Annotated in this window: 15 protein-coding genes and 2 riboswitches; of the genes, 14 read left to right on the top strand and 1 reads right to left on the bottom strand. The window is 70.0% G+C overall.

Translation table 11 applies throughout. From position 1 onward, the window contains the following. Positions 1–22 precede the first annotated feature (22 nt). Positions 23–239: riboswitch (cobalamin riboswitch) on the bottom strand. A gap of 66 nt (positions 240–305) precedes the next feature. After that, positions 306–512, top strand: a riboswitch (cobalamin riboswitch). Between the two features lie 108 nt (positions 513–620). From cobW to SNOV_RS12820, 6 genes are all read left to right on the top strand, one after another. Then, positions 621–1,679 (top strand): cobalamin biosynthesis protein CobW, encoded by a 1,059-nt coding sequence (gene cobW, locus SNOV_RS12845; protein WP_013167371.1) that lies wholly within the window; start codon positions 621–623, stop codon positions 1,677–1,679. A gap of 155 nt (positions 1,680–1,834) precedes the next feature. After that, entirely contained in the window at positions 1,835–5,317 is a 3,483-nt protein-coding gene (cobN, locus tag SNOV_RS12840) for a cobaltochelatase subunit CobN (protein WP_013167370.1), read from the top strand. Continuing rightward, positions 5,314–6,615, top strand: a complete 1,302-nt coding sequence (cobG, locus tag SNOV_RS12835; RefSeq protein ID WP_013167369.1) for a precorrin-3B synthase — start codon at positions 5,314–5,316, stop codon at positions 6,613–6,615. The genes cobN and cobG overlap by 4 nt, the downstream gene beginning before the upstream one ends. Further along, positions 6,616–7,251 (top strand): precorrin-8X methylmutase, encoded by a 636-nt coding sequence (locus SNOV_RS12830; RefSeq protein WP_013167368.1) that lies wholly within the window; start codon positions 6,616–6,618, stop codon positions 7,249–7,251. Continuing rightward, positions 7,248–8,003 (top strand): precorrin-2 C(20)-methyltransferase, encoded by a 756-nt coding sequence (locus SNOV_RS12825; RefSeq protein WP_013167367.1) that lies wholly within the window; start codon positions 7,248–7,250, stop codon positions 8,001–8,003. The genes SNOV_RS12830 and SNOV_RS12825 overlap by 4 nt, the downstream gene beginning before the upstream one ends. Beyond that, positions 8,000–8,758: a precorrin-3B C(17)-methyltransferase gene (locus SNOV_RS12820; protein WP_013167366.1), complete on the top strand. Its 759-nt coding sequence runs from the start codon at positions 8,000–8,002 to the stop codon at positions 8,756–8,758. Before SNOV_RS12825 ends, SNOV_RS12820 begins: the two co-directional genes overlap by 4 nt. Here the strand turns inward: SNOV_RS12820 and SNOV_RS12815 are convergent. Continuing rightward, on the bottom strand, positions 8,728–9,528 hold the full coding sequence (locus SNOV_RS12815) for a cobalt-precorrin-6A reductase (protein ID WP_013167365.1): 801 nt from the start codon (positions 9,526–9,528) through the stop codon (positions 8,728–8,730). The genes SNOV_RS12820 and SNOV_RS12815 overlap by 31 nt on opposite strands. Between SNOV_RS12815 and SNOV_RS12810 the strand changes: the two genes are divergently transcribed. The 8 genes from SNOV_RS12810 to glgC all read left to right on the top strand — a co-directional run bounded on the left by SNOV_RS12810 (position 9,527) and on the right by glgC (position 19,897). Further along, entirely contained in the window at positions 9,527–10,795 is a 1,269-nt protein-coding gene (locus SNOV_RS12810) for a bifunctional cobalt-precorrin-7 (C(5))-methyltransferase/cobalt-precorrin-6B (C(15))-methyltransferase (protein WP_013167364.1), read from the top strand. The two genes, SNOV_RS12815 and SNOV_RS12810, sit on opposite strands and share 2 nt — an antisense overlap. After that, positions 10,792–11,178 carry a cobalamin biosynthesis protein gene (locus tag SNOV_RS12805; RefSeq protein ID WP_013167363.1) on the top strand — a complete coding sequence of 129 codons (387 nt, stop codon included), beginning with the start codon at positions 10,792–10,794 and terminating at the stop codon, positions 11,176–11,178. The genes SNOV_RS12810 and SNOV_RS12805 overlap by 4 nt, the downstream gene beginning before the upstream one ends. Beyond that, positions 11,175–11,933, top strand: a complete 759-nt coding sequence (gene cobM / locus SNOV_RS12800) for a precorrin-4 C(11)-methyltransferase (RefSeq protein ID WP_013167362.1) — start codon at positions 11,175–11,177, stop codon at positions 11,931–11,933. Before SNOV_RS12805 ends, cobM begins: the two co-directional genes overlap by 4 nt. Next, positions 11,930–13,240 (top strand): cobyrinate a,c-diamide synthase, encoded by a 1,311-nt coding sequence (locus SNOV_RS12795; protein ID WP_013167361.1) that lies wholly within the window; start codon positions 11,930–11,932, stop codon positions 13,238–13,240. Before cobM ends, SNOV_RS12795 begins: the two co-directional genes overlap by 4 nt. Before the next feature lie 12 nt (positions 13,241–13,252). After that, positions 13,253–13,630, top strand: coding sequence for a DUF423 domain-containing protein (locus tag SNOV_RS12790; protein WP_013167360.1), 378 nt, complete (start codon positions 13,253–13,255; stop codon positions 13,628–13,630). Between the two features lie 78 nt (positions 13,631–13,708). Continuing rightward, a complete protein-coding gene (locus SNOV_RS12785; RefSeq protein WP_013167359.1) occupies positions 13,709–16,210 on the top strand; it encodes a glycogen/starch/alpha-glucan phosphorylase in 2,502 nt (833 codons plus the stop codon). Positions 16,211–16,369: 159 nt separating this feature from the next. Next, positions 16,370–18,604 (top strand): 1,4-alpha-glucan branching protein GlgB, encoded by a 2,235-nt coding sequence (gene glgB, locus SNOV_RS12780; RefSeq protein ID WP_013167358.1) that lies wholly within the window; start codon positions 16,370–16,372, stop codon positions 18,602–18,604. Positions 18,605–18,628: 24 nt separating this feature from the next. Next, positions 18,629–19,897 (top strand): glucose-1-phosphate adenylyltransferase, encoded by a 1,269-nt coding sequence (gene glgC, locus SNOV_RS12775; RefSeq protein ID WP_013167357.1) that lies wholly within the window; start codon positions 18,629–18,631, stop codon positions 19,895–19,897. Positions 19,898–19,910: the final 13 nt, after the last annotated feature.

Below are 19,910 nucleotides of genomic sequence, written 5' to 3'. Positions count from 1 at the left end.
TTTGACCCTCCACCCGAGGGTCGCTGCGGTTGTGTCGCCGGCCGGTCTCCTGGCTCGCGGGTCTCGGCCCTTCCCCGCCTTCCCGGCTTGCGCCAGTGGCTGATGGAGGAGGGCTCGCCGCTCACAGTTGCGGGGGCAGCCGCGGATTCGACATCGACCTTGAAGGAAGGTTTCCGTCCCACCGCGTTCCCGTCTTGCGTCCCGTGCGCATCACGGGAACCGACGACTCCCGCGACTATAGCGGCCAAATACCGCGCCGCAATGGGGATTGGCGGGCCGGTTTGACATTCCCCGGCAAGGCTCCTTTAGTGGCGGCGATCGACGGTTCCCGCTCTCGGGCGGGATGAAAAGGGAATGCGGTGCGGGGTGCCCTCGGGTGTTCCTATTCCGCGGCTGCCCCCGCAACTGTGAGCGGCGAGCCCGCGCCTGAAGCCACTGGAGACCTCTCCGGGAAGGCGGCGACGAGGCGGCGACCCGCGAGCCAGGAGACCTGCCGGAGATTCGGTCGTGTCCGTCGGCGGGGTGCCCGACGGCCAGGCAGAGCCGCCTGATCGCGGCTTCGCGCGGAGAATGCCCTCCGCGACCGGCGCATCCCGAGAACCCGTTCGTGGAGACGCCGCATGACCGCCGCTTCGACCAGCCTTTCCCGCGTGCCCTGCACCATCGTCACCGGCTTCCTCGGCTCGGGGAAGACGACGCTGATCCGCCATGTGCTGGAGACCGCCAGGGGCAAGCGGCTGGCGGTGATCGTCAACGAGTTCGGCGATGTCGGCATCGACGGCGAGATCCTCAAGGGCTGCGGCATCGACACCTGCCCGGAGGAGAACATCGTCGAGCTGGCCAATGGCTGCATCTGCTGCACCGTGGCCGACGATTTCGTCCCCGCCCTCGACGCCATTCTGTCGCGCGTGCCGAAGGTCGACCACATCCTGATCGAGACCTCCGGCCTCGCGCTCCCTAAGCCGCTCGTGCAGGCCTTCCACTGGCCGGCGATCAAAAGCCGGGTGACGGTGGACGGCGTCGTCGCCGTGGTGGACGGCGCGGCGCTGGCCGACGGGCGCGTGGCGCATGACTATGACGCGCTGGCCGAGCAGCGAGCTAGCGACGCCTCGCTCGATCATGACGACCCGATCGAGGAAGTGTTCGACGACCAGATCGCCTGCGCCGACCTCGTCATCCTCACCAAGGGCGACCTGATCGACGACGCCGGCAAGGAAAAGGCCCGCGCCGCGCTCGACGCCGAGCTGCCGAAGGGCGTGCGCGTCGTCGCCATCACCGAGGGGCGGATCGACCCGGCGGTGCTGATGGGCCTCGGCGTCGGCACCGAGGACGACATCGAGAACCGCCGCACGCACCACGACGACGAGGCCGAGCACGACCACGACGATTTCGACAGCGTGGTGATCGAGGTGCCGGAGATCGCCGAGCCCGCGGAGTTCGCCGCCCGCATCGCCCGCGCGGCCGAGGAGGCCGAGGTGCTGCGGGTGAAGGGCTTCCTCGCCGTGACGGGCAAGCCGATGCGCCTGCTGGTGCAGGCGGTAGGCCCGCGCGTGGCGCATCATTTCGACCGTGCCTGGGGCGCCGAGCCCCGCCGCGGCCGGCTGGTCGCCATCGGGCTGAAGGGTTTCGATGCGGCGAAGGTGGAGGCCATCCTCGCCGGCGAGGCGGTGGCGGCGTGAGGGTGCGTGCCACACAATACAACGTCATCCTGAGGTGCCCGGACGTCGTCCGGGCCTCGAAGGAGGGTCGTTGCGGCGCGCGGCTGCACCATCCTTCGAGGCTCGCTTCGCTCGCGCCTCAGGATGACGGTGCACATAAAGGCGGCTAGGCACCCATGCACATCCTCACCACCACCTCGACCAGCCTCGACGACCTCGTCGAGCCGGTCGACCTCGGCCAGACGCCGGGCGAGGTGGTGGTGCTGTCCTTCACCGACAGCGACCTCGGCGCGCTCGCGCGGGCTCAGCAGGCCGAGCCCGAGCTTCCCAGCCTGCGCCTGGCCAATCTGCGCGACCTGCGCCATCCCATGTCGGTCGACCTGTGGATCGACGGCGTTGCGGTGCATGCCCGCATCGTCGTGGTGCGGCTGCTCGGCGGGCTCGACTGGTGGCGCTACGGCGTCGACCGGCTGAGCGCGGAGGCGCGGGCGAGGGGCTTCGCGCTGGCCGTGCTGCCGGGCGAGGACCGCGACGACCCGCGCCTCGCCGAGGCCTCGACTTTGCCGGCTTCAGAGCTGGAGGCGCTCCTCGCCTATTTCCGCGCCGGCGGCCCGGCGAACATGCGTGCCCTGCTGCGCCGTCTGGCGGGCCATGCCGGGCGTGAGATGCAGGCCGCGCCGCCGCGGCCCGTGCCGCTGGCAGGGGAATATGAGTGGGAGCGTGCTTCCCCCTCACCCCCCAACGACCTCATCCTGAGGTGTTCGGCCGACGGCCGAGCCTCGAAGGATGCTGAAGCAGGGGGCGCTCCGCGTGAGCATCCTTCGAGGCTCGCTGCGCTCGCACCTCAGGATGAGGGCGAACCCGGTGAAGGCACCGCCCCCACTGTCCCCGTCATCTTCTACCGCTCCATGTGGCTGGCCGGCGATACGGCGCCGGTCGACGCGCTGTGCGATGCGCTGGCTGCGCTCGGGCTGTCGCCCCGCCCGATCTTCGTCGCCTCGCTGCGCGAGCCCGCCTCCGCCGCCTTCCTGAAGGACGCGCTGGCGGCGATGGAGCCGGCCGTCATCGTCACGCTCACCGCCTTCGCCGCCGCCGATCCGGGCGAGGAAACCGTGCTCGACGCGCCCGGCGTGCCGGTGCTGCAGGCCATCGTCGCCACGACGAAACGCGAGGCCTGGGCGGAAGGCGTGCGCGGGCTGACCAGCGCGGATTTGGCCATGCACGTCGTGCTGCCCGAGCTTGATGGGCGCGTGCTGGCCGGCGCGCTCTCCTTCAAGGCGCCGGAGGCGACGCCCGCCGTGCCGGGTTTCACCGCGCTGGCGAACCGGCCGGAGCCCGACCGTGCGGCTGAGGTGGCCGAGCGCGTCGCCGCGCTGGTCCGGTTGCAGGCCACGCCGCGCGACGAGCGCCGGGTGACGGTGCTGATGCCCGACTACGCCGGCGCCCCCGGCCGCACCGGCTGGGCGGTCGGGTTGAATGTGCCGGCGAGCGTGCGGGCGCTGCTCTCGGACATGAAGGCCGCCGGCTACACGGTGGAGGACGTGCCGGCGGATGAGCGGGACCTTCTTGATCGGCTGACCAAAGAACACCCTCATCCTGAGGTGCGAGCGGAGCGAGCCTCGAAGGATGTTCGTCCGGGCGTTCGAGACGAGCATCCTTCGAGGCCCGGCTGGCGCCGGGCACCTCAGGATGAGGGTGTTCTTGAACTCGAGAACTACCGCGCCGCGCTCTCCACCCTCCCACCCGCCGCCGTCGCCGCCATCCACGCCGCCTGGGGTGCGCCGGAGGACGATCCTGATCTAGCAAAAGGCGCCTTCCGCTTCCGCGCGGCGCGCTTCGGCCATGTGACCGTCGCCATCGCGCCGGATCGCGGCTCCCGCGCCGAGCGCCGCGCGCAATATCACGACCCCGCGCTCCCGCCGCGCCACGCGCTTCTCGCCTTCGGCCTCTGGCTCCAGCGCTCCTCCGACGCGCTCGTCCATATGGGCGCGCATGGCACGCTGGAATGGCTGCCGGGCAAGCATGTCGCGCTCACGCAGCGCTGCTTCCCCGAGCTGCTGCTGGGCGCGCTCCCGGTCGCCTATCCCTTCATCGTCTCCAATCCCGGCGAGGCGGCGCAGGCCAAGCGGCGCATCGCGGCGGTGACGCTCGGCCATCTGCCGCCGCCCACAATCGAGGCGGGGCTGGCCGGCGAGGCGGCGGAGCTGGAGCGCCTCGTCGACGAATATGCGCAGGCCGACGGGCTCGACCGCCGCCGGCGCGAGCGGCTCGCCCGGCTCATCGTCGAGGAGGCCGAGCGCACCGGTCTTGCCCGCGACGCCGGCCTTGCCGTGGACGTGCCGCCGGACGAGGCGCTGAAGCAGATCGACGCTTTCCTCTGCGACATCAAGGAGATGCGGCTGAAGGACGGCTTCCACGTCTATGGACGCGGGCCGTGCGGACAGGCCGAGCGCGACGGGCTGCTCGCCGCGCTGGACGGCCGTCGCGTCCCCGCCGGGCCGGCCGGCGCGCCGGGGCGCGGGCGCAGCGACGTGATGCCGACCGGGCGCAATCTCTTCACCGCCGATCCCCGCGCGCTGCCGACGCCGACCGCCATGGACCTCGGCCGGCTCGCTGCCGACGAGGTGCTGCGGGCCTATGCGCAGGCGCATGGCGACTGGCCGCGCGCGCTGGTGCTGGATCTGTGGGGCAGCGCCACGCTGCGTACCGGCGGCGAGGAGATCGCGCAGGGGCTGGCGCTGATCGGCGCGCGCCCGACATGGGACCCGGCGACGGGCCGCGTGACCGGCATCGAGGTGCTGCCGACCGCGCTGCTCGGCCGCCCGCGCGTCGACGTCACCTTCCGCATATCCGGCCTCTTCCGCGACCTGTTCCCGGCGCAGATCGCGCTTCTCGACGCCGCCCTGCGCGCGGTGGCCCGGCGCGAGGAAACGCACGACGAGAACCCCTTGAGGGCGGCCGGCGAGGGCGCGCCGCGCATCTTCGGCACCGCGCCGGGCGCCTATGGCGCCGGCTTAGAGGCCGGCGAGATCGAGCGGGAAGCGCTCGGCGCCGCCTATCTCGCCAGCGCCTCGCATGCCTATGGCGGCTCGGAAGGGCAGGCGCAGGAGGCGGGCGCGGCTTTTGCGGCGCGCGTCGCGGCGGCGGACCTGTTGGTGCATGGCGGCGACGATCCCGGCCGCGACCTGCTCGAAGGCGATGCCGATCTCGCCTTCATCGGCGGCTTCGCGGCGGCGGCCGAAAAGCTGGGCCGCACGCCCGACCTCGTGGTGCTCGACACTTCCGACCCGGCGCGGCCGAAGGCCCGCCCGCTCGCCGAGGCGATCGCCCGCATCGTCCGTGGGCGGACCAATCCCCGCTATATCGCCGGACTTATGCGCCACGGCCCGCGCGGCGCCGCGGAGATCGCCGAGACGGTCGACCGGCTGGTCGGCTTCGCTGAAGCGACCCGCGCCGTGCCCGGTCCCCTGATCGACGCGCTGCATGCCGCCTATGTCGGCGACGAGGCGGTGCGCGAATTCCTCAGCGGCGCCTCCCCCGAGGCGGCGCGTTTCGTCGCGGCGCGATTCGAGCGGGCGCGGGAGCGGGGCTTGTGGCATCCGCGCCGCAATGATGTGTCGGCCGGGCTGGCGGCACTGGCGGGGGAGGCGGCGGAATGAGCGTTGTCACCCCTGCCACCGATGTCACCACTGCCACTAATGACGTCGCCACCGGTGGCGCCGGAAATGTCACCGAAAATGCCACCAGCGATGTCACCCGCCTGCGGCGCGGCGCCTGCCCCTCGCTGCCCGCCCCGATGCAGACCGGCGACGGGCTGCTGGCGCGGCTCCAACCCTTGCAGCCGTTGACTTCTGAGCAGCTCTCCGGCCTCGCAAGGCTGGCGCGCGAGCTCGGCAACGGCATCGTCGAGGTGACGGCACGCGGCAAGCTGCAATTGCGCGGCCTGACGACCGCCGGCGCGCCCCGCCTGTCGGAAGCCGTCGATGCGCTGGGAACCGTTGTGCCGCAAGGCTTTCCGGCCGAGGTGAGCGCGCTGGCGGGCCTCGATCCCACCGAGCGTTTCGACCCGCGCCCGCTGGCGCGGGCGATATCGGAGGGCGCGGCCGACCTCATTCCAAGCCTCGCGCCGAAAGCGTCCGTCGTCGTCGACGGAGGCGGCGCGCTGCATCTCGCCGCGCTGAAGGCCGATATCGGCGTGACGGCGGGTGGGGAAGATAACGCTCTGATCTTGCTCGCGAATCGTCCCGCCGGCGAAATTCCGCTCGACCGGGTTCCCGCCATCGTGGTCGCCCTGCTGGCGAAACTGGCCGAGCGCGGGCCGGCGGCACGGATGGCTAACCTCTTGATGGAACACGGAATCGAGGCGCTACGCGCGGAATTCGCGCTTGCGCCCATCCCGCCCGCGGCGCCCCGCCCGCCGGCCGAGCCGGTCGGCCTGCACGCACTGAACGACGGCACCTTTGCGCTCGGCATCGGCCTCGCCTTCGGGCAGGTCGAAGCCGAGGCGCTACAGGCGCTGGCCGAAGCGGCGCGGGCGGCCGGCGCCCGCCATGTCGAGCCCGCCTCGGGGCGCGCGCTGCTCATCGTCGGGCTCTCGCAAGAGGTGGCTAATGCCTTGAAAAATAAAGCCTCCGGGCTCGGCTTCATCACCGATCCGGCCGATCTGCGCCGGCGCGTCTACGCCTGCGCCGGCCAGCCGGCCTGCGCCTCCGCCCGCCTCGACACGCATGCAACCGCCATGCGGATCGCCGCGCTGGCCAAGGGCCGCGAGGTCCATGTTTCCGGCTGCATCAAGGGCTGCGCGCATCCCGCCCCGGTTGCGCTGACCATCGTGGGGCTGGACGAAGGGGCCGGGATCGTGGTCGAAGGCACGCCGCGCAGTGCTCCGGCGCGGGTCGTGCCCGTGTCGGGGCTCGCGCAGGCCGTGCGGGAATTGCTGGAAAAGGAAGACGCCTGAGTGTCCATCCCGTTCGATTACGTCCGCGACGGCAACGCCATCTATGAGCGCTCCTTCGCCATCATCCGCGAGGAGGCCGAGCTCGGCCGCTTTTCGCCGGAGGAGGCGGATGTGGCGGTGCGGATGATCCATGCCTGCGGGCTGGTGGAAGCCGCCTTCGCCATTGATTTCGCTCCGGATTTGGTGCGCGCGGCGAGAGCCGCGCTGGACGCCGGCGCGCCGATCCTGTGCGATGCCGAGATGGTGGCGCATGGCGTCACCCGTGCCCGCCTGCCGGCCGGCAACGAGGTGATCTGCACCTTGCGCGAACCCGCCGTCCCCGGCCTCGCCGAGCGGCTCGGCACCACCCGCTCCGCCGCCGCGCTGGAGCTGTGGCGCGACAAGATGGAGGGCGCCGTCATCGCCATCGGCAATGCGCCGACCGCCCTGTTCCGCCTGCTGGAAATGCTCGACGCCGGCGCGCCCAGGCCCGCCGCCATTCTCGGCATTCCCGTCGGCTTCGTCGGCGCGGCCGAATCCAAGGACGCGCTGGCCGCCGGCGACCACGGCGTGCCGTGGCTGGTGGTGCGCGGTCGGCTGGGGGGCAGCGCCATGACGGCCGCCGCAGTCAACGCGCTGGCGAGGCCGGGCATATGAGTGCAAATCTTTCGGGCGCGAGCAATCTCCCCGGACGCCTGATCGGCGTCGGCGTCGGGCCGGGCGATCCCGAACTGATGACGCTGAAAGCCGTGCGCGCGCTGAAGGAGGCCGACGTCGTCGCCTTCTTCTGCAAGCAGGGCAATGGCAGCCATGCGCGGGCCATCGCCAGCGGCCATTTCCGCGAGGGCATCGAGGAACTCATCCTCGGCTATCCGGTGACGACCGAAAGCCCGAAGGACGAGGCGCCCTACAAGGACGCCATCGCCGGCTTCTACGAGGGTGCCGCCAAGGTGGTGGCCGGCCATCTCGATGCCGGGCGCACCGTGGCGGTGCTGTCGGAAGGCGACCCGCTGTTCTACGGCTCCTACATGCATCTGCATGTGCGGCTGTCGCCGCATTACCCGACCGAGGTGATCGCCGGCGTCACCGGCATGTCCGGCTGCTGGTCGCAGGCCGGAGCGCCGATCGCTCAAGGCGACGACGTGCTCGCCGTGCTGCCGGGCACGCTCGCCGAGGCGGACCTGACGCGCCGGCTCGGCGAGGTGGATGCGGCGGTGATCATGAAGGTCGGGCGCAACCTGCCGAAGATCAGGCGGGCGCTCGCAGCGGCCGGCAAGCTGGAGCGCGCGCTCTATGTCGAGCGCGGCACGATGAACGGCAGCCGCTGCGAGAGGCTGGCGGCGCGCGACGAGAGCCCGGCGCCCTATTTCGCCATCGTGCTGGTGCCCGGCTGGGGAACGAATCCATGAGCGGCAAACTCACCGTCATCGGCCTCGGGCCGGGCGACACGCGCTTCCTCACGCCGGAGGCGAGCGCCGCGCTGGAGGCCGCCGAGGCGGTCTATGGCTATGGGCCCTATCTCGATCGGGTGCCCGCGCGGGCCGGTCAGGCGCGCCATGCCTCCGACAATCGCGAGGAGCTGGACCGCGCCGGCGCCGCGCTCGCCCACGCGGCAACGGGCGCCACGGTGGCAATGGTGTCCGGCGGCGATCCCGGCGTCTTCGCCATGGCGGCCGCGGTGATCGAGGCGATCGAGGCTGGCCCGGCGGAATGGCGCGGGCTGGAGCTCGTGATCGTGCCGGGCATCACCGCCATGCTGGCGGTGGCGGCGAAGTCCGGCGCGCCGCTGGGGCACGATTTCTGCGCCATTTCGCTCTCCGACAATCTCAAGCCCTGGGAGGTGGTGGAAAAGCGCCTGCGCCTCGCCGCGCAGGCCGGCTTCGCCATGGCCTTCTACAACCCGGTCTCGCGGGCGCGCCCGCACCAGCTCGACACCGCTTTCGACATATTGCGCGAGGAGCTGCCCGACACGGTGCCGGTGATCTTCGGTCGCGCGGTGGGGCGGCCGGACGAACGGCTGCGCACGCTCCCGCTCGCCCATGCGCGCGGGCACATGGCCGACATGGCGACCTGCATCATCGTCGGCTCGGCGGAGACGCGCCTCGTCGAGCGGCCGGGCCGGCCGGCGCTGGTCTACACGCCGCGCCGGGCAGGGGATGAGTGATGGAGCCGGCGCTCCAGCCACGCCAACGCTTCCTCGACGCTTGCCACCGTCTCGACCTCTGGCCGCGCCGGGCGCGCCACCATGATCACCTCGATGCCGAGCGCGCGGGCGGCGGCGATCTTGCCATAGGTCGCCGCGCCGCCGCTGTTCTTGGACAGCACGGCGTCGATGCGATTGTCCTTCAGCAGCGCGCGCTCGTCTTCTTCCGGGAAGGGGCCGCGCGCCTCGATGGTGGCGACGGAAGGCAAAGCCAGCGGCGGATCGACCGGATCGATGCTGCGCACCAGCCAGTGGTGCTGCGGCGCGGCTTCCAGCGCGTGGACCTCGTTGCGGCCGAGCGCGGCCAGCACGCGGCGCGGCGACGTGCCGAGTCGCGCCACTGCATCGGGGATATCGGCGGCCTCGGTCCAGAGGTCGCCGGGCTGGCGCGTCCATTCGGGGCGCAGGAGCGCCAGCAGGGGCACGCCGGCGAGGCGCGCCGCCTCGGCGGCGTTGCGCGAGATATTGGCGGCGAAGGGGTGGGTGGCGTCGATCAGCGCATCGATGCGCTCGGCTCTGAGATGCGCCGCGAGGCCCTCCGCCCCGCCGAAGCCGCCGGAGCGGAAGGGCGCAGGCTGGTCGAGCGGGTTGCGCGTGCGCCCGGCAAGCGACAGGCTGACCTCGTAATCGCCATGCGCGGCGAGCGCCGCCGCCAGCGCGCGCGCTTCGGCCGTGCCGCCGAGGATCAGCAGGCGCGGGCGCTTATCGCGGTTCGGGTCGGGCAGGGTCATGCAGGGCACTGAATCCATAGAAACCGGGCGGCCTGACGATGCGCAGGAGGCGCGCTGGTTGTCCATCGTCGGCATCGGCGAGGATGGGCCCGATGGTCTGTCGCCAACTGCGCGCGCCGCCATTGAGAAGGCCGAGGTGGTGTTCGGCGGCGCGCGGCATCTGGTGCTCGCTGGCGAGGCCGTGAAGGGCCGGGCGCAGGCCTGGCCGTCGCCCTTCGAGCGCGGCATCGAGATGGTGTTGAGCTTACGCGGGCAAAGGGTCTGCGTGCTGGCCTCGGGCGACCCGCTCCTTTACGGCGTCGGCGCGACGCTGGCGCGGCAGGTGCAGGCGGAAGAGATGCGGGTGATCCCGGCGCCGTCTTCCTACAGCCTTGCCGCAAGCCGGCTCGGCTGGCCGCTGGCGGAAATCACCTGCCTCACCGTGCATGGCCGCGCGCTCGACCTGATCCGCGCGCATCTGCATCCCGGACGGCGGCTCTTGGTGCTGACCTCGGACGCCGCCGGGCCAAGCGAGATCGCGGGGCTGATGACGGCAAGCGGCTTCGGCGGCTCGGTGTTGCATGTGTTGGAGGCGCTGGGCGGGCCGCGTGAGCGGGTGCGCTCGGGGAAGGCGGCGGCGTTCGACCTCGCCGATATCGACCCGCTCAACCTCGTCGGCATCGAGGTCGTGGCCGGGGAGGGCGCGCGCGTCATCGCGCTGACGCCCGGCCTGCCGGACGAACTCTATGAGCATGACGGCCAGCTGACCAAGCGCGAGATCCGGGCGCTGACCCTCTCCGCGCTGGCGCCGCGCCGGGGCGAAGTGCTGTGGGACATCGGCGCGGGGGCAGGGTCCATCGGCATCGAGTGGATGCTGACCGATCCGTCGCTCAAGGCCGTCGCGATCGAGGAGCGGCCCGAGCGCGCCGCCCGTATCCGCCGCAACGCCGCTTCGCTTGGCGTGCCGGGGCTGGAGATCGTCGAGGGCCGCGCGCCTTTGGTGCTGGCCGGTCTGCCGGCGCCGGACGCCATCTTCATCGGCGGCGGGGCGGGGGATACGGGCGTGCTCGACGCCGCCATCGCCGCGCTCAAAACCGGCGGACGGCTGGTGGTCAATGCGGTGACGCTGGAGACCGAGGCACTGCTGATCGCCCAGCACGCTGCACACGGCGGCGAACTCGTCCGTCTCTCCGTCGCCCGCGCGGCGCCGGTGGGCGGGCTGACCGGCTGGCGGCCGGCCATGCCGGTGACACAGTGGAACTGGGTCAAGCCGGGAGGCGCGTCGTGATCGTCGCCGGCGTCGGCAGCCGCCGCGGCGTGACGGCGGAGGAGGTCTGCGCCTGCGTGCGCGGGGCGATGGCGCGGCACGAGGTGAAGCTGAACGAGATTTCGCTGATGGCCACCCCGGCGCTGAAGGGTGGCGAGGCCGGCATCATCAAGGCGGCGCTCGACCTCGGCTTGCTGCTGGTCATGGTGCCGCAGCAGCAATTGGAGGCGGCGGGGGCGCGGGTGGTGACTCATTCCGAGCGGGTGGTGGCACTGATGGGCGTGCCTTCGGTGGCGGAGGCCTCGGCGCTGGCGGTGGCGGGGCGGCGCTCGACGCTGATCGGGCCGCGCTTCGTGCTCGGACCTGTCACCTGCGCGCTGGCGCGGGAGGCGGAGAAATCATGACGGTGCATTTCATCGGCGCCGGACCCGGCGCGGCCGATCTGATGACGCTGCGCGGGCGCGACCTGATCGCGCGCTCACCCGTCTGCCTCTATGCCGGTTCCATCGTGCCGCCGGAAGTGCTCGGCTGGTGCCCGGAAGGTGCGCGTATCGTCGATACCGCGCCGCTGTCGCTCGACGAGATCGAGGCGGAATACGTTGCGGCGGATGCCGCCGGGCTGGACGTGGCGCGGCTGCATTCGGGCGACCTTTCCATCTATTCAGCGGTGGCCGAGCAGGTCCGGCGGCTGGAGCGGCGCGGCATCGCCTATACGCTCACCCCCGGAGTGCCGGCCTTCGCTGCCGCCAGCGCCGCACTGGGGCGCGAACTCACCGTGCCGGGGCTGGCGCAGAGCGTGGTGATCACCCGCGTTTCCGGCCGGGCCTCGGCCATGCCGGATGGCGAGACGCTGGCCGCCTTCGGCGCGACCGGAGCGACGCTGGCGATCCATCTTGCCATCCATGCGCTGGACAAGGTGGTGGCGGAGCTCACGCCGCTTTACGGGGCGGATTGCCCGGTCGCGGTGGTGGTGGAGGCGACGCGCCCCGCCGAACGCATCCTCCGCGGCACGCTGGCCGACATCGCGGCCCAGGTCGCTGCCGAGCCGGTCGAGCGCATGGCGCTGATCATGGTCGGGCGTGCGTTGGCGGCGGAGGATTTCCGCGAGAGCGCACTCTACGACGCCGCCTATCAGCGCCGCTTCCGGGGGCGGGAATGACTGCCCGCGGCCTCATCATCGCCGCGCCGCGCTCGGGGTCGGGCAAGACGACGGTGACATTGGGAGTGGCGTCAGCGGTGACATCGCGCGGTGTCACCATGCGCGCGGTGAAGTCCGGGCCGGACTATATCGACCCCGCCTTCCACGCCGCCGCCACCGGCCGGCCGGGGCTCAACCTCGACAGCTTCGCCATGGCCCCCGCGCTGATCGACGCGCTGGCTGGCGAGGCGGCAGCCGACGCCGAGCTCGTCATCGTCGAGGCCTCAATGGGCCTGTTCGACGGCATCACCGGCGAGCCGGGCCGCTCCGGCGCGGCGGCGGACCTCGCGGCGAGGCTCGGCCTGCCGGTGGTGCTGGTGCTCGACATCTCCGGCCAGTCGCAATCCGCCGCCGCGGTGGTGCGGGGCTTCGCGACGCATGATCCGGCTGTGCGCATCGCCGGAGTGATCCTCAACAAGGTGGCGAGCGCCCGGCATCGGGCGCAGGCGGGCGAGGCCATCGAGGCGCTGGGCATCCCCGTGCTCGGCTCGCTGCCGCGCGAGGCGGGGACAAGCCTGCCCGAGCGCCATCTCGGCCTGGTGCAGGCGGGCGAGCATGCGGCGCTGGACGAGTATCTGGCGCGGCTGGCGGCGCTGGCGCAGGCGCATATCGATCTCGACGCGCTGATCGCGCTCGCCGTGCCGATGACCGCGAGCGCGGCGCCCCCGGTGGCCCTGCCGCCGCCTGGCCAGCGCATCGCGCTGGCACGCGACATCGCCTTTTCCTTCGCCTATGAGCACCTCATCGCCGGTTGGCGGCGGGCGGGGGCGGAGATCCTCCCCTTCTCGCCGCTCGCCGACGAGGCGCCGGACGAGGGGGCCGATGCGTGCTGGCTGCCGGGCGGCTATCCCGAGCTGCATGGTGGCACCCTCTCCAATGCCACCCGCTTCCTCGACGGTATGCGGCGGTTCAGCGAGACGCGGCCGGTGCATGGGGAGTGCGGTGGCTTCATGGTGCTGGGGCAGGCGATCGAGGATGCCGACGGCGTCTCCCATCCCATGCTCGGCCTGCTCGGCCACGCTACCAGCTTCGCGAAGCGCAAGCTGAACCTCGGCTATCGCCGTGCGGTGACGCTCGAAGCCTCGCCGGTCGGCCCGGCGGGGACTCGGCTTCGTGGCCACGAATTCCATTATGCCAGCGTCACATATCGCGGCGACGATGCGCCGCTGGTCGAGCTGAGCGACGGACAGGGTAATCTGATGGGACCCGCCGGCAGCCGCCGCGGGCAGGTGTCGGGAACCTTCTTCCACGTCATCGCCACCGACTGAATGGAGTGAGTCATGAACGCCTATCGCCGCTTCCTCGTCCTCCTCGCCGGGCTGATGGGTGCGGCGGGAGTGGCCGCCGCGGCGGCCGGCGTGCACGTCGATGCCGATCCGGCCCTTGCCACCGCCGCCAGCTTCCTCATGCTCGGCGCGGCCGCCGTCGTCGGTGCCAGCGCGCTGGCAGCGGCAAAGGGGCCGGGCTGGTCCTTCGCTACCGTCGGCGGAGGCATCATCGCCGCCGGCACGCTGCTGTTCAGCGCCGCGCTGATCACGCGGGTGCTCTGGGGCATGGCCATTTTTCCTATGGCCGCACCGACGGGCGGGACTATTCTGATCCTCGGATGGCTTGTCCTGGGACTGGCGGCATTCGAGCGGGGAACCCGCACCAGCTGAAGTTGGCCAAAAGGTTGCATCAGGCAAGGAACGGCGGCCGCCATCCGGGTGGCAGGTCGCAACGGGAGCACAAGCTGCATGTCAGTCGAGGTCGAAGATAAGATGCTGGACAAGCCGGAAACCACATCCCGTCCGGCGCCGGCCGTGGGCGATGACGTCGCCAAGTTCCGTGCCGCGGTGATTTCCAAGCTCACCTATGCGGTGGGCAAGAACCCGGCAGCCGCGAGCGATCGTGACTGGTTCCTCGCCACCGCCTTCGCCACCCGCGACCGTATCGTCGACCGCTGGATCACCTCGACCCGCCAGACCTATTCGGAAGGCCGCAAGCGGGTCTACTACCTCTCGCTCGAATTCCTCATCGGCCGGCTGCTGTTCGATGCGCTGACCAATCTCGAGCTGCTCGACACGGTGCGCGCGGCGCTCGGCGACCTCGGCGTCGACCTCGACCGGCTGCGGCAGGTGGAGCCGGACGCGGCTCTGGGCAATGGCGGCCTCGGCCGCCTCGCCGCCTGTTTCATGGACAGCATGGCGACGCTCTCCATCGCAGCCTATGGCTATGGCATCCGCTACGAGAACGGCCTGTTCCGCCAGATGATCAAGAATGGCTGGCAGCAGGAATTCCCCGAGGACTGGCTGTCCTTCGGCAATCCCTGGGAGTTCGAGCGGCCGGAAGTCACCTACGATGTCGGCTTCGGCGGCTCGGTGGAATCCGTGCCGGTCGGCGGCGAACGCAAGAAGCAGATCTGGCATCCCGCCGAGACGGTCGAGGCGGTGGCCTACGACACGCCCATCGTCGGCTGGCGCGGCCGGCACGTTAACACGCTGCGGCTCTGGTCGGCCCGCGCGGTCGACCCGCTGCGGCTCGACGCCTTCAACCAGGGCGACCACGTCGGCGCGCTGGTCGACCAGGTGAAGGCCGAGGCGATCTCCAAGGTGCTCTATCCGAGCGATGCGACGCCCGCCGGCCAGGAATTGCGGCTGCGGCAGGAATATTTCTTCACCGCCGCCTCGATGAACGACCTGATGCGCCGGCACATCGACAGCTTCGGCGATGTGCGCTCGCTGCCGGACAAGGTGGCGATCCAGCTCAACGACACGCACCCTTCCATCGCTGTCGCCGAGCTTATGCGCGTGCTCCTCGACGAGCACGATCTGGAATGGGACGAGGCGTGGGACATCACGGTCCGCACCATATCCTACACCAACCACACGCTCCTGCCGGAAGCGCTGGAGACCTGGCCGGTGCCGCTGATGGAGCGCGTGCTGCCGCGCCACATGCAGATCATCTACCTGCTCAACGCCAAGCATCTGGAGAAGGTGCGGGCGGAGTTCCCCAATGACGGGGAGCTGCTCTCCTCGGTGTCGCTGATCCAGGAGGATCACGGCCGGCGCGTGCGCATGGGCAACCTCGCCTTCCTCGGCTCGCACTCGATCAACGGCGTGGCGGCGCTGCACAGCGAGCTGATGACGACGACGGTCTTCAAGGATTTCTACCGGCTGTTCCCCGAGCGGATGAACAACAAGACCAACGGCATCACCTTCCGCCGCTGGCTCTACCAGTCCAATCCGGGCCTCACCAACCTGCTGGTCGACGTGTGCGGGCCGGAGGTGCTGGACGATGCCAGCCAGCTGAAGAAGCTGGAGCAGTTCGCCGCCGACCCGTCGCTGCACGAGCGGCTCGCCGCCGTGCGCCGGCAGAACAAGGTGGCGCTGGCGCGGGTGATCCGCGACCGGCTGGACATCAAGGTCAATCCGGGCGCGCTGTTCGACGTGCAGATCAAGCGCATCCACGAGTACAAGCGCCAGCTGCTCAACGTGCTGGAGACCATCGCGCTCTACGACGCGATGCGCGCCAACCCGGCCAAGAACTGGGCGCCGCGGGTCAAGATCTTCTCCGGCAAGGCGGCGGCCAGCTACCAGATGGCCAAGCTGATTATCAAGCTCGCCAACGATGTTGCCCGGGTGGTCAATGACGACCCGACGGTGCGCGACCTGCTCAAGGTGGTGTTCCTGCCGAACTACAATGTGAGCAAGGCCGAATCCATCATCCCGGCGGCGGACCTGTCCGAGCAGATCTCCACCGCAGGCATGGAGGCCTCGGGCACCGGCAACATGAAGATGGCGCTCAACGGCGCTCTCACCATCGGCACGCTCGACGGCGCCAATGTCGAGATCAAGGAGCATGTCGGCGACGACAACATCTTCATCTTCGGCCTCACCGCCGACGAGGTGGAAGAGCGCCGCCGCACCGGCATCGGCGAGATGGAAGCGATCCGCGCTTCCGAGCATCTCGGCGAGGTGCTGGACGCGGTCGGCTCCGGCGTGTTCTCGCCCGACGAGCCGGACCGCTTCAAGCCGCTAGTCGACGCGCTGCGCCACCACGACTACTTCCTGGTGACCTCCGACTTTGACGCCTATTGGGACGCCCAGCGCAAGGTCGACGCGCGCTGGCTCGACAAGGCGGCGTGGTGGACCTCGAGCGCCATCAACACCTCCAACATGGCGTTCTTCTCGTCCGACCGGACCATCACCGAATACGCGACCGACATCTGGCACGTCCCGGTGCGGCCGGTCCGCTGACGCCGCCGGCGGGCCGGCCGGCGCCATGCCGACGGCCCGTCATTTACCTATCGCCACGGTTGGTGGCTGCGCATTGTGGACTTTGTCTTGGCGGTAGAGGAACCTTCACTGTGCCCGGGCCTTGATACCGAGAGTACGGGACAGGAGAGGTTGGCGGTAATGTTGGCGTGGCAGGCCCCCGGCCATGAGGTCGATGCACTCGTTGGGGGCCGCCATCACGACCCGTTCGCCCTGCTGGGGCCGCACGAGACGCCCGGCGGCCTCGTCATCCGTGCCTTCGTTCCCCATGCCGAGACGCTGGAAGCGATCGAGCCCGACGGCACGCTGATCCTCGCGCTTGACCGCCGGCATGATGCCGGCTTCTTCGAGGGGCGGGTGGCCGGCCGACCCGCCTGGGCGCGCTACTGCCTCAGGGCGCGCAATCGCGGCGGCGAATGGGTGCTGCACGATCCCTATTCCTTCGGTCCCGTGCTGGGGCCGATGGACGACTATCTCCTCGTCGAGGGCACGCACCGCCAGCTCTATGAACGGCTCGGCGCCCATCCCGACGTGCATGAGGGCGTCGAGGGCGTGCGCTTCGCCGTGTGGGCGCCCAACGCCTCGCGCGTCTCGGTGGTCGGCGACTTCAACCAGTGGGACGGGCGCCGCCACCAGATGCGCAAGCGCGTCGACAGCGGCCTGTGGGAGATCTTCGCTCCCGGCGTCGGCGAGGGCACGATCTACAAATACGAGATCATCTCCGGCGACGGCCGGCTGCTGCCGCTCAAGGCCGACCCGTTCGGGTTCAGGGGCGAGTTCCGCCCCGCTACCGGCTCGGTGGTGGCGCGCACCGACAATTTCGAGTGGCACGACGAGGCCCATGTCGCCTCCCGCGACGAGGGCGAGGCGCGGCGCAAGCCGATGTCGGTCTACGAGGTGCATCTCGGCTCGTGGCGGCGCGGCGACTGGGACCGCTTCCTCACCTATGACGAACTGGCCGACCAGCTCGTCTCCTACGCATCGTGGATGGGTTTCACCCATATTGAGCTGCTGCCCGTCTCCGAGCACCCGCTCGATGCTTCCTGGGGCTACCAGCCGATCGGTCTTTTCGCACCGACCAGCCGCTTCGGCGATCCGGAGGGGTTCGCCCGCTTCGTCGACAAGGCGCACCAGGCGGGGCTGTCGATCATCCTCGACTGGGTACCGGCACATTTCCCGACCGACATACACGGCCTCGCCCATTTCGACGGCTCGACGCTCTACGAGCATCCCGACCCGAAGCGCGGCTTCCATCCCGACTGGAATACGGCGATCTACGATTTCGGCCGGCGCGAGGTCGCCAATATGCTGATCGCCAACGCGCTCTACTGGCTCGATCGCTTCCATATCGACGGGCTGCGCGTGGATGCGGTGGCCTCGATGCTCTATCTCGACTACTCGCGCCGCCACGGCGAATGGTCGCCCAACCCTGACGGCTCCAACGACAACAAGGATGCCGTCGCCTTCCTCCAGCGCGCCAATACGGTGATCTATGCCGAGCATCCGGGCACGGTGGTGATCGCCGAGGAATCGACCTCCTGGGCCGGCGTCTCGCAGCCGGTCCACACCGGCGGGCTCGGCTTCGGCTTCAAGTGGAACATGGGCTGGATGCACGACACGCTCGACTACATGTCGACCGATGCCGTGTACCGCCCCTGGCACCACGACAAGATCACCTTCGGGCTGATGTACGCCTTCTCGGAGAACTTCGTGCTGCCGCTCTCGCATGACGAGGTGGTGCACGGGAAGGGCACCATCTTCAGCCGCATGCCGGGCGACGACTGGCAGCGATTCGCCACCATGCGCGCCTATTATGGGATGATGTGGGCCTATCCCGGCAAGAAGCTCCTGTTCATGGGACAGGAATTCGCCCAGCGCAACGAATGGAGCGAGGCTCGCTCGCTCGACTGGCACCTCGTCGGCATGGGGCCGCACCATCGCGGCATGCAGCTGCTGGTGCGGGACCTCAACCACCGTTACCGCGACGAGATCGCGCTGCATGCGCGCGACTGCGAGCCGGACGGCTTCCGCTGGATCGTGGTCGACGACCGCAACCAGTCGGTATTCGCCTGGCTGCGCTTCGGCGGCCCGGACGATCCGCCCATCGCCATGGTCTCGAACCTCACGCCCGTGCCGCGGCCGCATTACCGTATCGGCCTGCCGCAGACCGGCACCTGGCGCGAGATCCTCAACACTGATGCGGCCGATTATGGCGGCTCGGGGCTCGGCAATCTCGGCACGGTCACGGCCGTCGCCGAGCCGGCGCACGGCCAGCCGGCGAGCGCACACATCGTGCTGCCGCCGCTCGCCACGCTCTATTTCAGATGGGAACCCGAACCACCTCCGCCTGAGGGCGAGACGGCGGCCGGACAATAGCAAGGCTCAGGGAGAAGACGCCAAATGGCACGGCCCACGCTCCAGAATGCTCCACTGGCCCGTTCGGCGATGGCCTATGTCCTCGCCGGCGGCCGCGGCAGCCGGCTGATGGAACTCACCGACCGCCGGGCCAAGCCCGCGATCTATTTCGGCGGCAAGTCGCGCATCATCGACTTCGCTTTGTCCAACGCCATCAATTCCGGCATACGCCGCATCGGCGTCGCCACGCAGTACCAGGCGCACAGCCTGATCCGCCACATGCAGCGCGGCTGGAACTTCCTGCGCCAGGAACGCAATGAGAGCTTCGACGTGCTGCCCGCCAGCCAGCGCGTCTCGGAGACCATGTGGTATCTGGGAACGGCAGACGCAGTCTTTCAGAATCTCGACATCATCGAGGCCTACGACACCCGCCACATCATCATCCTGGCCGGCGACCACGTGTACAAGCAGGACTACGAGGTCATGCTGCAGCAGCACGTCGACGCGGGGGCCGACGTGACGGTGGGGTGCCTCGAAGTGCCCCGCGAGGAGGCGAGCGCCTTCGGCGTGATGCATGTCGACGAGAAGGACAACATCATCTCCTTCCTGGAGAAGCCGAAGGACCCGCCGCCCATGCCCGGCCGGCCGGACAAGGCGCTGGCCTCCATGGGCATCTACGTCTTCGAGACCAAGTTCCTCATCGACCAGCTGCGCCGGGACGCCGCCGATCCCAACTCGGCGCATGATTTCGGCAAGGACATCATCCCCTACATCGTCAAGCACGGTAAGGCGGTGGCGCACCACTTCTCGCGCTCCTGCGTGCGCTCCGACATGGAGACCGCGCCCTATTGGCGCGACGTCGGCACGGTCGACGCCTATTGGGAGGCCAATGTCGACCTCACCGGCGTGGTACCCGAGCTCGATCTCTACGACCGCGACTGGCCGATCTGGACCTATGCCGAGATCACGCCGCCGGCAAAGTTCGTGCATGACGACGAGGGCCGCCGCGGACAGGCGATCTCCTCGCTGGTCTCCGGCGGCTGCATTATCTCCGGCTCGTCGCTGCGCCGCGCGCTTTTGTTCACCGGCGTCAGGGTGAATTCATACGGGTCCATCGAAAACGGTGTCATATTGCCCTACGTGGAGGTCGGGCGCTCGGCGCGGCTGAAGAATGTGGTGATCGATTCCCATACGCGCATTCCGGAGGGCCTCGTGGTGGGAGAGGACCCGGAATTCGACGCCAAGCGCTTCCGGCGCACGGAAAAGGGCATCTGCCTCATCACCCAGTCGATGATCGACCGCCTGTCGAATTGAAGAACTGAAGGGC

It is taken from the genome of Ancylobacter novellus DSM 506 (assembly GCF_000092925.1).
Taxonomy (GTDB): domain Bacteria; phylum Pseudomonadota; class Alphaproteobacteria; order Rhizobiales; family Xanthobacteraceae; genus Ancylobacter; species Ancylobacter novellus.
The sequence above is the reverse complement of the archived record's forward strand: the minus strand, read 5'-3'. Positions and strand labels throughout refer to the sequence as shown.